Source organism: Catenulispora sp. GP43, assembly GCF_041260665.1.
Lineage (GTDB): Bacteria > Actinomycetota > Actinomycetes > Streptomycetales > Catenulisporaceae > Catenulispora.
Genome location: NZ_JBGCCT010000023.1, coordinates 21783 through 35071, shown reverse-complemented (window position 1 = coordinate 35071; position 13289 = coordinate 21783). Strand labels below are relative to the sequence as shown.

At 69.1% G+C, this 13289-nt stretch carries 7 protein-coding genes; 3 read left to right on the top strand and 4 right to left on the bottom strand.

Features of this window, described 5'->3' with window-relative positions; genetic code table 11:
• Positions 1 to 93 precede the first annotated feature (93 nt).
• On the bottom strand, positions 94 to 3030 hold the full coding sequence (locus ABH926_RS36240) for a DEAD/DEAH box helicase (RefSeq protein WP_370370607.1): 2937 nt from the start codon (positions 3028 to 3030) through the stop codon (positions 94 to 96).
• Between the two features lie 225 nt (positions 3031 to 3255).
• On the opposite strand from ABH926_RS36240, the gene ABH926_RS36235 reads away from it, so the two are divergent.
• Positions 3256 to 5472 carry an ATP-dependent RecD-like DNA helicase gene (locus ABH926_RS36235; RefSeq protein ID WP_370370470.1) on the top strand — a complete coding sequence of 739 codons (2217 nt, stop codon included), beginning with the start codon at positions 3256 to 3258 and terminating at the stop codon, positions 5470 to 5472.
• 69 nt (positions 5473 to 5541) lie between these two features.
• On the opposite strand, the gene ABH926_RS36230 is transcribed toward ABH926_RS36235, so the two are convergent.
• Positions 5542 to 6768, bottom strand: a complete 1227-nt coding sequence (locus tag ABH926_RS36230) for a PP2C family protein-serine/threonine phosphatase (RefSeq protein WP_370370469.1) — start codon at positions 6766 to 6768, stop codon at positions 5542 to 5544.
• 259 nt (positions 6769 to 7027) lie between these two features.
• Here ABH926_RS36230 and ABH926_RS36225 point away from each other — a divergent pair, with 259 nt between their 5' ends.
• Entirely contained in the window at positions 7028 to 8323 is a 1296-nt protein-coding gene (locus tag ABH926_RS36225; RefSeq protein ID WP_370370468.1) for a PP2C family protein-serine/threonine phosphatase, read from the top strand.
• Positions 8324 to 8443: 120 nt separating this feature from the next.
• Here the strand turns inward: ABH926_RS36225 and ABH926_RS36220 are convergent, their stop codons facing one another.
• Positions 8444 to 10675, bottom strand: a complete 2232-nt coding sequence (locus ABH926_RS36220) for a PQQ-dependent sugar dehydrogenase (protein WP_370370467.1) — start codon at positions 10673 to 10675, stop codon at positions 8444 to 8446.
• A 13-nt stretch (positions 10676 to 10688) separates the two neighbouring features.
• Positions 10689 to 12338, bottom strand: coding sequence for a glycoside hydrolase family 28 protein (locus ABH926_RS36215; protein ID WP_370370466.1), 1650 nt, complete (start codon positions 12336 to 12338; stop codon positions 10689 to 10691).
• A gap of 226 nt (positions 12339 to 12564) precedes the next feature.
• On the opposite strand from ABH926_RS36215, the gene ABH926_RS36210 reads away from it, so the two are divergent.
• Positions 12565 to 13218 carry a polysaccharide lyase family 7 protein gene (locus tag ABH926_RS36210; RefSeq protein ID WP_370370465.1) on the top strand — a complete coding sequence of 218 codons (654 nt, stop codon included), beginning with the start codon at positions 12565 to 12567 and terminating at the stop codon, positions 13216 to 13218.
• The last annotated feature ends 71 nt before the right edge of the window (positions 13219 to 13289 follow it).

The window sequence follows — 13289 nt, the reverse complement described above, 5'->3', positions numbered from 1 at the left end:
GAACGCGGTACGGGAGCCCACCGCCGGTGGGAAGGCCGGAAAAGACCGTGTGCGGTCGTCATCGGGGCTGGCTGCCTTCTTCCGCGGCGCCATCTACCGCCCCCTCCTGAGCGTGACCAGGTCGGCGAGTTCGGCGTCGCTCAGTTCGGTGAACGCCGCCTCGCCTCCGGTGAGCACGGCTTCGGCCAGGTCGCGCTTTTCCTTCAGGGCCTTGGCGATCCGGTCCTCCACGGTGCCTTCGGCGATCAGGCGGTGGACCTGGACCGGCTGGGTCTGGCCGATGCGGTACGCGCGGTCGGTGGCCTGTTCCTCCACCGCGGGGTTCCACCACCGGTCGTAATGGATCACGTGTCCGGCCCGGGTGAGGTTGAGCCCGACGCCGGCGGCCTTCAGCGACAGCAGGAAGACGGGGACCTCGCCGTCCTGGAAGCGGCGCACCATGTCCTCCCGGCTGCGGACGGGCGTCTGGCCGTGGAGGAACTGATGGGCGATCCCACGGTCGTCCAGGTGACGCTCGATGAGCCGGTTCATCGCCACATACTGCGAGAACACCAGCACCGCACCGTCTTCGGCGACGATCGTTTCGACCAGCTCGTCCAACAGCTCCAGTTTGCCGGAGCGGCCCGGCAACGCCGTTTTGCCCGGGTCTTCCTTCAAATACTGCGCGGGGTGGTTGCAGATCTGTTTGAGTGCCGTCAGCAGCTTGAGGATCAGGCCTCGCCGGTCGATGCCGGAACTGCCCGCGATCTGCTCCATCATCTCGCGCACGAACGCCTCGTAGAGCGCCGTCTGCTCGCGGGTCAGCGCCACCGGGTGGTCGGTCTCGGTCTTGGGCGGCAGCTCCGGGGCGATACCCGGATCGGATTTGCGCCGGCGCAGCAGAAACGGCTTCACCAGCGCGGCCAGGCGCGCGGTGGTCTGCGGGTCGTGGTCGGCCTCGACTGCCTTGGCGTAGCGGGAGCGGAATGTCCGCAAGGGGCCGAGCAGGCCCGGGGTGGTCCAGTCCAACAGGGCCCACAGCTCCGACAAGTTGTTCTCCACCGGCGTGCCGGTCAAGGCGACGCGGGCCTCGGAACCGATGGTGCGCAAGGCTTTGGCCGTGTGCGAATACGGGTTCTTCACATGCTGTGCCTCGTCGGCGGCGAGCAGGCCCCAGTCCACGCCGCCGAGCCGTTCGGCGTCGATACGGGCAGTGCCATAGGTGGTCAGGACGAATTCGCCGCCCTGCACCGCTTGCACGTCGCGGTCGGCGCCGTGGAAGCGGCGAACCGGTGTGCCCGGGGCGAAACGCTCGATCTCCCGCTCCCAGTTGCCCAACAACGACGTCGGGCAGACCACCAGGGTCGGCCGCGCGGTCGCCGGGTTCTGCTGTCGCCGCAGATGCAGCGCGATCAAGGTGATCGTCTTGCCCAGGCCCATGTCGTCGGCCAGGCAGCCGCCCAGGCCGAGCGTGGTCATCCGGTCCAGCCAGTCCAGGCCGCGGAGCTGGTAGTCGCGCAGGGTCGCCTGCAGCGCCTCAGGCTGCCCGATCGCGCCCTGCCCGATCTCACCGTGTCCGATCTCACCCTGTCCGCCGTCGGGCTCGGCGATCCGTGCCTTGAGGTCGGCCAGCCAGCCGTTCAGCTGGACCGGCACGGTCTGGCCGTCCGCTTCGGCCGTCCCGGTCAGCGCGATCCCGAGAGCGTCGATCGCGCCGACCGGCGCCAGGTCGCGCTGCCGGGCCTTGCGGGCCAGCGCCTCATCGACCACCACCCACTGATCGCGCAGCCGTACCAACGGCCGGGCCGCCTCGGCGATCCGGTCCATCTCCGCGTCGGTCAGCGCCTGCCCGCCTATGGCGAGCTCCCAGCGGAAGGCCAGCAGCGAACCGGTGTCGAAGTACGAGCGCAGATCCGACCCGGGCCGCTTCGGCGCGTCCAGCACCGCCCGCGCCGTCAGACTCCTGGCCAGTTCCTTGGGCAGGTGGACGTCGACACCGGCCGCCGACAACCTCGGCGCGGCCTCCCCGAGCAGGTCGAAGACCTCGTCGTCGGAAAGCTCCAGGACCGCCGGTGCCGCGGTGGCCAGCAGCCGCGCCAGCGGGGGCCACACCCGCGCCGCCCGGCGCACCGTCAGCAGCACTTCGATCTGCGTTCGGGCCCCGGCTTCGCGGCCCGGTCCGGTGACCAGCGAGGTCCACGCGGCGCCGACATCCCGCACCGCCGTGGGGTCGGCCAGGCTGTGCAGCTGCGTGACCGCCCGGAACCGGCCGTCGGAGTCGTGGGGCATCTCCAGGCGCAACGACACCCGGGCACCGGCGTCGATCCCTGCTGCGACCTCGCCCGCCCAGCTCCGCAGATGCGGCACCGCCTCGGCGCTGGAGGCCGCGAAGGCGCCACCGCCCACCATCCGCGCCGCACCCGGCGTCCGCGGCAGCACATCGGCGACGGCGTCCAGGAACGCCCGAAGCAAAGACTCGGTCTCAGGCAACAAGACCGTGCCGTCGACTGCTCCGGGCACCGGGACGGCCCGAGCCGCCGGCGGCATGAGCGCGGCCAGGTCCCGGACCCGCTCGACGTCCTCACCGTCGAACGGCCCGATCCGCCAGGCGTCGTACCCCGATGGCGACACCCCCGGCAACAGGCGGCCGCGGGCGACCAGCCCCAACGCGAGCACCGCGGCGGTGCCCCAGAACACGGACGCCGGATCGGCCACCGCCGACGGATCGTCCAACGCCAGCTTGCGCGCCTGGGCCAGGACCGGGACCGCGGTCTGGACCGGCAGCACCAGCGCCGGCGACGAGCGCAGCACGACCTTGGGACGCTTGCGCGGGGCACCGGACTTCGTCGTCGTCACGAACTCCGCGACGGTCACCTCGCCGCCGCCGTCCTCGCCGACGAAGGCCACCCGGCCGTCCCGCGGCGGGTCGGCGGGAAGAAACACAGCAGGACGGGACGCCAGAGCGCGCGCCGCATCGACGGAGACGTGCCGCTCCGGCGTGGATGCCGCCGGCTCGGCATCGTCGTCGACGATCACGACACGCCTGGCCATCATGACTCCCTTTGCCGCACGACTTCCGATCCGGCTGTTCCGACGCCAGTCGGCATTATCTCTTGGCACGGATTCGGTACCGGCCGGCGTACGGTGGCGAACCGGAAGCGCACAGCCGGACAGCTCGCTCGCCCATGCCTGGCCCTCACGCGGCTACACTCCGCAATCAGGGTGTGCCGTCGTCGCGCATGGCCTGTCGATGGCGGCCGGGAGGGCAGCAGACGGATGGAACCGACCGAGCAGCTGATTCAGTTCGAGTGTGCGGTCGAGCATCTGATCCACGTGCGTCCCGACGAGTACACCGTCGCCCGGGTCGCCTCCGAGGAGGTCGGTGAGTTCACAGCGGCAGGTGCCGCCTTGGCCGGGGTGCAGCCCGGTGCCGTGGTGCAGCTGTCCGGTCGCTGGGCCCGACACCATCGCTACGGCGACCAGTTCGCGGTGGCGTCCTGCGAGTGTGTGCTGCCCTCGCACGTTCGGGGCATCCGCATGTACCTGGGCTCCGGACTGATCCGGGGGATCGGGCCGAAGCTGGCCGGCGCGATCGTCGAGCGTTTCGGCGAGGACACGTTGAAGGTCATCGACGCTGACCCGGACCGGCTCCTGGAGGTGCATGGGATCGGCGCGGGACGCCGCGACAAGATCGCCGCCTCGTGGATCGGGCAGAAGGTGGTCCGCGATCTCATGGTCGTCCTGCAGGGCTTCGGGATCTCACCACTGCTGGCCACGAAGGTCTACACCGAATTCGGGGCCGAGTCGCTCGCCGTCGTCCGGACCGACCCGTATCGGCTGATCGAGAAGGTCCGCGGGATCGGCTTCGCCGCGGCCGACAAGATCGCGCTCGCGTCCGGGATCCCGGCGGAGAGTCCACAGCGTTTGCGGGCCGCGCTGCTGGACCGGCTGGAGGCCGCCCGCGGCGAGGGCCACTGCTATGTCCTGCGGGCCCGGCTTCTGCTCGCGGCCCGTCGCTTGGTCGGGCAGGAGCACGACCTGCTCACCTCCGCGTTGGAGACCTTGGTCGCCGCCAGAGCCGTCGTCATCGAACCTGATCCGCGTGAGCCGGACTCCGACGAGCCGGTGGTCTTCTCCCGGACCCTGCATTCCACCGAACGTTCGCTGGCGTCCTTCCTCGCCCGACTCCTCGCGGCCGACTCCGACCTGCCCCCGGCGGTGCGCAAACGGGCCGAAGCCCCCGGCGGCGCCGACCTGCACGCCGACCTGCACGCCGACCAGCGCGCCGCGGTGGCGATGGCGCTGACCTCCACCGTCTCGGTGCTCACCGGCGGCCCGGGCTGCGGCAAGAGCCACACCGTGAAGGCCGTCGCCGCCGCCGTGCGCTCCGGCGGCGGCAGGGTGACGCTCGCCGCGCCGACCGGCAAAGCCGCGCGGCGTCTGGCGGAGCTGACCGGGATGCGCGCGATGACCGTGCACCGCCTGGTCGCCGACCTGCCCGAGGCCGATCCTGGCGCACTGTTCGACGACGGGCCGATGATGGCCGACCTGATCGTCGTGGACGAGGCCTCGATGCTGGATGTGTTCCTGGCCCGCAGGCTGGTCAAGCTCGCTGTGCCCGGCACTCATCTGCTGCTGGTCGGCGACGTCGACCAGTTGCCGTCGGTCGGCCCGGGCGCGGTGCTGCGCGACATCCTGGCCGTGCCCGGCGTGGCCCGGACCGAGCTGACCCATGTCTTCCGCCAGGAGACCGGCTCGACCATCACCGCCAACGCCCATCAGATCCGGCGCGGCCGGATGCCCGAGGACCGGGACCTGCACAGCAGGGACTTCTGGTTCGTGGACTGCGACGACCCGGCTGAGGCCGCCGCGCAGGTGGTGGAGCTGGCCTGCGCCAAGATCCCCGCCAAACAGGGCGTCCCCGCGGCCGACGTCCAGGTGCTGGCCCCGACCAGGCGCGGACACTGCGGGACCGTGGCGCTGGGCCGAGCCATCCAGGAACGCCTCAACCCGGCGGCCGAGGACAAGACCGAGTACTGGTCCGGGACCTCGGTGTTCCGCGTCGGCGACCGGGTGATGCCGATCAAGAACAACCCCGACAAGGGCAGTGCCGGCGTCTTCAACGGCACGATCGCGGTGATCAGCGGCATCGACCCGCAGGGGCGCCTGGTGACACTGCGCACCGACGACGGCGACATCGCCGTGTACGACTTCGACGAGCTCGACCAGCTGCTGCACTCCTACGCCGTCAGCATCCACCGATCCCAGGGCAGCGAGTACCCGTACGTCGTCGCCCCGCTGGTCACCGAGGCGGGCTCCCTCATGCTGCACCGGAACCTGCTGTACACCATGGTCACCCGCGCGAAGAAGACCATCGTCGTGGTCGGGCAACGCCGCGCTTTGGAGATCGCCGTCCACAATGCCGGACGAGCCCGCGACACAGCTCTGGCCCTACGGCTCGAGACGCTGTTGGAAGCCGGCGCGGCCGGCTGACCCGGCACAGCCCGTCAGCCGCGGAGCGGCCTGACCGGGGGTTGACCAGCCCGCCGAGGATCCTGGAGCCTACAAGCGGAGGACGACAAGGGCGGTGTCATCGGTGGCGCCGCCGGTGGGAAGCAGGTCGAGCAGGAGTGCGTCGGCCAGCTGTTCCGGTTGCAGCGTGAGGTGTGAGATCAGGGCGCGCGTGAGACGGCCAAGGCCGACGTCGATGTCCTCGCGGCGTCGCTCGATCAAGCCGTCTGTGTACAGCACCAGTACGTCCCCGCCGGTGAAGCCTTGCCTCGCCTCGGGGCGCGGCATGGGTTCGAGGCGGGCCCCGAGCGGCGGGTCGGTCGCCTGGTCCAGGAACACCACCGTGCCGTCGCCACGCAGCAGCGCAGGGGGAAGATGGCCGGCACTGCTGTAGGTCAGGCTGAGGGAGTCCCAGTCGATGTGTACCGACACCGCGGTTGTCGACTCGGCGCCTTTGACGGACCGGGCGTACAGTCCGAGCGCCTCCAAGGCCCGGGCCGGGCTGGCCGAGACGCGCATGGCAGCGCTGAGCGCGCTGCGCAGCTGGCCCATCACCCCCGCGGCCGCCAAGCCGTTCCCGACCACGTCTCCGACCGCGACCGCCATCTGCTCGCCGTCAAGTTCGACCAGGTCATACCAGTCCCCGCAGACATTGAGCGCGCTGACCGCGGGTTGGTAGCGCACCGCGACTTGATGGTGATCCGCTATGAACGGGGGCGGAAGCATCGCGTCCTGCAGAGCGAGCGCGACCTCCCGTTCGTGCGTATGAGCCTGCCGAAGCCGCTCGTTGACCTGCTGCAGTTCCCGGGCGCGGGTGTACAGCTCGGCCTCCAGCACGCGGGTCCGGTCCCCGTCCGTCCGACTGCGTGCGCGAATCAACTCGGTAACCTCTTCCACCCGATGCACCAGCAGCACCACACGCCCGTCCTCGGTCTTGACCGGGGCGTTGATCGGGCTCCAGAACCGCTCCGCCCACACGCCCGGATGATCCCGCGACTGCACGTCATACCGCTGGAGCGCCATCGTGTCCCGCTCTCCGCTGGCCAGCACCCGGCGCAGCGACGCCTCCAGATTGCGCGCCCCGGTGGCCTCGGGATCGTTCGGGTTGTCGGGGAACACCTCGAACAGGTAGTGGCCGATCAACTGCTCGCGCGAACGGCCGGAGAAGCGCAGAAAGTCCTCGTTCGCGTCGGCATACACAAGGTCCGGCTTCAACAGCGCCACCATTCCCGGCAGCGCCTGGAACACCGCCTGGTAATCGATGACCGGCTCGCTCACCGTCACATCCCCATTCGTTTCCCCTGCTACGACGATATGCGTCATTGCCGATTTGTCCCAGAACACGGGTGTTCGGTCGGCTCGATCTGCCAAATGTTCCGCGGGATGGGCGTGGCCTAGGCTGGTTGTGACCGTGAGTGCGGCGGAACTCCTGACGTTGGCACCGGTTGATCGATTTTGAGAAGGGAACGCTGCGACGGACCCCGAGAAGAGCGACGCGGCGCCGTCCGGCGCGGAGAGCGGCGACATCGAGCAGGCTGTGCAGGGCGCCCTGGGGCGCTTGACGGTGCTGCTCAACGCCAACGACGCGCTGGCCAGCACCATGAACTTGGAGACCGGGCTGCGCCGACTGTGCCGCACGCTGGTACCCGGCCTGGCCGACTGGTGCGCGGTCGATCTGGTCGACGACGCCGGCTGCCTGCACCGTGAGGTCGTGGAGCACCGGGACCCCGACCTGCTGCCCCCGGGGCTCTTCGAGGCCGCCCTGCCGCCGATTCCGGGCGACTCGCCCGCGCCGCTGGCCCGGACTCTGCGCGGCGCCGGCCCGCTACTGGTCAAGGATTTCCCCGAGCCGGAACACGCCGCCGACCCGCTGCACGCGGTCGAGTTGGAACTGTTCGCCCACCTGGGGGCCCACACGGCGGTCTTGGCGCCGTTGCGCTCTCGTCGGCAGGTTTTCGGGGCGCTGACGCTGGTCCGCAGCGGTGACACCGCGCCGTTCACAGAGGACGATCTTCCGTTGGTCGAGGACCTGGCCCACCGGGTCGCCCTGGCGGTGGACAACGGCCTCCTGCACACCGAGGTCCAACGCATCGCCGAGCGGCTGCAGCGTTCTCTGCTGCCGGAGTTGCCCGCTGTGCAGGCCCTGGAGATCGCGGCCCGCTACCAGCCGGCTGTGGAGCCGGCGGAGGTCGGTGGGGACTGGTATGACGCGTTCGTCCTGCCCGAGGGCGCCACCGCTGTGATCATCGGGGATGTCGCCGGGCATGACCTGCGCGCCGCGGTCACGATGAGCCAGGTCCGCAACATGCTGCGCGGCGTCGCCTGCGACCGCAAGGAGCCGCCGGGGAAGATCCTCGCCCGGTTGGATGCCGCCCACCACATCCTCTACCACGGCGAAACCCTGAGCTGCATCTACGGCCTGGTGGAGAAGGACGCCCCGCACGAGCAATGGAAGTTCAACTACGCCGTCGCAGGCCATCCGCCCCCGGTGCTGGTCACCAGTGAGGGCGACGCGCATTTCCTGACCGGCGGCCGGAGCATGCTACTGGGCATCGATGCCACGTGTATCCGCCCAGAAGCCACCGAGGTCCTGCCGCCGAACTCCACGCTCGTGCTGTACACCGATGGCTTGATCGAACGCCGCGGCGAGAGCTTGGACCGTGGCCTGGCCAGGCTGCGCCAGCACGCCGCGGCGCTCGCCCGGGAGCCCCTGGAGTTCTTCTGCGACGAGCTGCTGGCCGGCCTGGCGACCGCCAGTCCCGACGATGTCGCGCTGATCGCCCTGCACATCCCCCCGCCAGGCGTGGGCCCCGCGACCGCCACCGCCGAATAGCAGTGTCGGCGTCGCCAGGGCACCTGATCCGTATGAAACAGTTGGCGCCCGTACGACCGGGCCGCCAGTGGGGGATTCCCCTCGGCGGCCCGGCCTGCCTTGTCCTTCCATCCGGGCCGATCAGGCCACTGCCACGTGGAAGATCTGGTTGTCGCTGTTGTGCGGAATGCTGTCCTTGTCGCCGCCGTTGGACGTGGCCATCCACATCCCGCCGTCCGGCGCCGGCTCGACGGTGCGCAGCCGGCCGTACGTTCCGACGAAGAACTGCTGCACGTTGGTCAGGCTGCTGCCGCTGATCTGCTCCCGGTACAGCCGCGTGCCGCGTTCGCAGGCCACGTACAGGAAGTCGCGGATGATGGTGATTCCGCTGCACGAGCCCTCGGCCACCGGGTAGGTGTGCTTCGGAGCGATGAAGCCGGCGGTGCCGCACGTCCCCGATGTGCCCTCGCAGGAGGGCCAGCCGTAGTCGCCGCCCTTCACGATCAGGTTGGTCTCGTCCATGATGTTGTTGCCGAACTCCTGCTCCCAGAGTCGGCCTTCGGCGTCGAAGGCGAGCCCCTGCACGTTCCGGTGTCCGTAGCTCCAGACCGCGTTGTGGAACGGGTTGTCGGGCGGGATGGTGCCGTCGGGGTTGATCCGCAGCACCTTGCCGTTGAGGCTGCTGGTGTTCTGTGCGTTGGCGCCGTTCTGTGCGTCACCGGTGCCGGCGTAGAGGTACTTGCCATCCGGGCTGAAGCGGAGCCGGCCGCCGTTGTGGAACTTGTTGCGCTCGATGCCGGTCAGCAGGATCTGCTCAGTAGCGGGTTGCAGCGACTCGGTGGCCGGGTCGTACTTGATCCGAACGATGCGGTTGTCGGTCGGCGAGGTGTGCATGATGTAGAGCCAGTGGTCCGAGCCGAAGCTCACCGGGTTGATCTCCAGCCCGGTCAGGCCGCCCTCGCCGTCGGTGCTCTGCACGTTCGGCACCGTGCCGATGCTCTTCTTGGCGCCGGTCTCGGGGTCCAGGTGCACGATGTCGTGGGCGTCGCGCTCGTTGAACAGGATCGTGCCGTCGGGCAGCGTGACCAGGCCCCACACCACGTCGTCGTCGGTGCCGACCTGGGTCACGGTGCACACGCCCTGGGCGGGGGAGCAGGTGCTCGGCGCCGAGGTGGTGACGGCCACGAGCGGTGTGCTGCCCGCGCTCTCGTTGGCGTTGCCGTCGTAGGCGGTGACCTGGAAGTGGTAGGTGGTGCTCGGGGTGAGGCCGTCGACCTGGGTGCCGGTGGCGTCGGCGTCCGCGGTGCCGACCTGCGTGCGCGTGCCGTTCACCACGTTGTAGACGCGGTATCCGGCCACTGCGACGTTGTCGGTCGAGGCGGTCCACGCCAGGGTGGCGCTGCTACTGGTCACCCCGGTGGAGTGCACGTTCCCGGGTACCGTCGGCGGCGTGGTGTCGCCGGACGGCGGGGTGGTGACGTGCAGCGTGCCGGAGGGCTGGCTGACGTTGCCGGCGGCGTCGCGGGCGTTGACGTAGAAGCCGTAGGCGACGTTCGGACTGAGGGCGGAGCAGGTGGCTGTCAGGGTGCTGCCGTTCACCTGCGCGCACAGCTGGCCGTCGTGGTAGACGTCGTAGCCGGTGACGCCGACGTTGTCGGTCGAGGCGGTCCAGCCGATGGTGACGCTGTTCGGGGTGTCGGAGACCAGCATTGGCGGGCCCGGCGGGCTCGGCGGGGTGGTGTCGCTGCCGATCGTGCCGTAGACGCCGAGTTCCTGCAGGGAGTAGCCGTGGCTGGAGTCGCTGCGGCAGCGTTTGGTGCCGTACATGCGCACGTACTGTCCGGTGCCGTCGAGCGTGGTCAGGTCCTCCACACCGCCTTTGCCGGCGGTCGTGCTGTAGATCTTCGTCCAGGCTTTGTGGTCGGCTGAGACGTCGATCTCGTACGCGGTCGCGCAGGATGTGTCCCATTGCAGCCGGACCCGGCTGACGTGCGCGGTGGCGCCGAGGTCGAGGTAGATCCATTGCGGGTCGGCGCCTGCCGCGCTGGCCCAGCGGGTGGTGGAGACGCCGTCGTCGACGAGCGCGGCGGCGCAGCAACTGCCGGAGGAGGAAGCCGTCGCCGGCTTGTTGAGCGACAGCAGGGCGTCGGCGGGCGAGGCCGCGGGGGCCGCTTGGGCCGCCGGGAGTGCTTGAGCCGGTGCAGCCGCCTGAGCCACGACTGCCGTCGACCCCGTCGTTCCAGCCCTTCCCGCCCTTCCCGCCGAGGTGTCTGGCGTCGCGGCCGCCGCCGTCATCACCCCGGCCACGGCGAGCACGGCGGCGCAGCCCACGATGATCAGGCCTCTGATATTTGTGAGGCGCTCATTGCGCATGGCTGTGCTCCGTTCAGCCGAGGTCGAGGTAGTGGTACCGGGTGGCGACAGAACCGCAGTTCTGCGTGGAGCCGCTCGCCGAGACGCGCAACGCACCGCCGGAGGTGTTGTGGCTGTTGCTGAGGCAGTATCCGGTGATGTTCTGGAACCCGACGTCGAACGGGCTGGAGCTGCCGGTCTGCGCGGTCAGCCCGTCGAAGGTGATGTCGCTCCCGGCGTTGGCGATGACCGCCGGCCGGCCGTCGCCGGCCGCGATCTTGACCGAGCTGCCGGTGAAGTGGATCCCGGAGACGTTGTGCAGGTACCAGCCGTAGGCGGGGCGGGTGCCGATGCTGTTCGGGTTGTAGTCGCCGTTGTTGCTCGGCACGCCGGTGGACATCGTGCCCTTGCCGCCGGGCACGGTCAGGTTCACGTTGTCGAAGGTCTCGTCGGTCACCTGGTGGGAGCTGTCGGCGCCCCAGATCGTCGGGCTGTAGTCCGGGTTCGAGGCGCCGGTACCGGTGACGTTCTCATATGTCACGTTGCTGATATGGCCGACGGTCGGCTTGCCGCCGCAGCGCAGCCGGGTGCCGATCTTCTGCATGATCGGCGAGTGCACACCGGTCATGGTGATGTCCTGGTAGTGCACGTCGGAGATGTCGGCGCCGTCCATGCTCACCATGCCCAGGCCCGACTTGCCGGCACCGAGGATGCTGATCTGCTGGAACTGGTAGTCGGTGAACGATCCGCAGGTCTCCGAGCCGAACATCAGGGCATTGCAGCACTTGGCGCGCAGCGTCGATCGGGTGACGGTGACGTGCCCGCTGGGCAGCGACGCCCCGAGTGCGTAGTCGCTCTTGAAGACCAGCGCGTCGTCGTTGGAGGAGATGTTCGCGTTGGTGATGGTGACGTGCGTGGTGGAGATGATGTTCCAGCCGTCCCGGTCGCTGGAGGTGGCGATCGTGAGGTGGTCGGACACCACGCCGTCGCAGCCGTTGATCAGCGCCCCGAAGTGGCCGCCGCGCGCCAGCGTGATCCCGCTGAGTGTGAGGTTGGTGCAGCGGGTCAGCGACAGGATCTTGTCGGCCTGCCCGGCGCCGGGGTTGCCGGCGATCAGGTTTCCGCCGCCGTCGATGGTGCCGGACCCGGTGAAGCCGATGTTGGAGAGTCTGTCGCCGAAGAACATGGCGTCGTGGAAGTGGCTGTGGCCGTAGTCCTGGTACTTGTCGTAGGGGTTCGGCTCGGCGGCGTCGTAGGTCTTGGCGCTGGAGCCGAGCACCTTCGACCCGGCATCGAGCTGGATCGTGACGTTGCTCTTCAGGCGGATCGTGTTCGCTGACTTGTAGCTGCCGGACGGGAACTCCACGATGCCGCCGCCGGCGGCGTTCGCCGCTGTGACGGCCTTGTTGATGGCGGGGGAGTCGTTGGTGGAGCCGTTGCCGGTGGCCCCGTAGTCCTTGACGTTGAAGACCGCTGCGGCGGTCTTGGCGGACGCGGGATGAGACCCGGCGACTGCGCCCCCCGGCGCGGCCGATATCGCTGTCGTGGCAGGTGCGGCGAGGGCGGTGCCCTGGACGCCCGCCAGGGCCAGCGTCGCCACGGCGGTCGCGCCCAGCGCGGCCGAGAGACGGGAGGAGCGGCGTGGTGTGCCCTTGCTTCGAAGGGCGAACATATATCTTGTCACGGCCCTGAGTGAACCTCACATCGGATGAGTCGGCAAGGTTAAGGCCCCTTACTCATGGCAAAATCCCTGTTCCAGACCCCTAAGTTAGGCTCCCGGCGATCATTCATCGGAGGTCTGCGAGAAGAGATCTTGAAGTTTTTCGGCATCTGATATATGAGATCTGCTCCCTCGCGCCTACCATGACCCTCGATGGTTCGATCGCACGAGGCAGAGGAGTCAGGACACGATGAAACGCTGGATGATCGTCGCCGCGGTGGCCTGCGCCGCCGTCACCGCCGGCTTCTTCGCGAGCGACGCGCAGGCCGCGCCGACGCCCAGAAGCCCCACGGATCCCACCTCCGGACTGACCCAGTACACGGACACCTACAAGGTCCAGCACCCTTACAACCTGCCGGAGTCCGCCCGGTTCTCGATCACCGGCGGCGTCTACAACCTCTTCATCCTCAAGGGCGACAAGGGATACTCCTCGGGCACCACGACCGGCGCCCGCACCGAGATGCGCTGGGGCAGCAACTGGTCGAGCGGCGAGCACCTGTGGTCCTCCGACGTCGAGATCGACCCGGGCACCACCGGGACATGCATCATGCAGGTGCACGTCAACGGCCAGGGTGAGGCGATCTACATCCAGACCAAGAACGGCAACCTGTACAACAGCGTCGGGACCCTGCTGGCGACCAACATCGTCGGAACCTGGTTCCATCTGGACGCGGCGTACAACCCGAGCACCCATCTCGTCCAGATCTGGGTGAACAACCGCCTGGCGCTGAGCACGCACTACACCAAGCCGGCCGGCACACAGTTCTACTTCAAGAACGGGGTCTACAACCTTTCCGGCGCCAAGTCGGAGACCCACTTCAAGAACATCCAGCTGTGGCACTGACCGGGCCGAGAGCAGAAGCTAAGGGCGCCGATAACTGCCGTGAGCCGGGATGACGCCACGCCGTGTGGTTG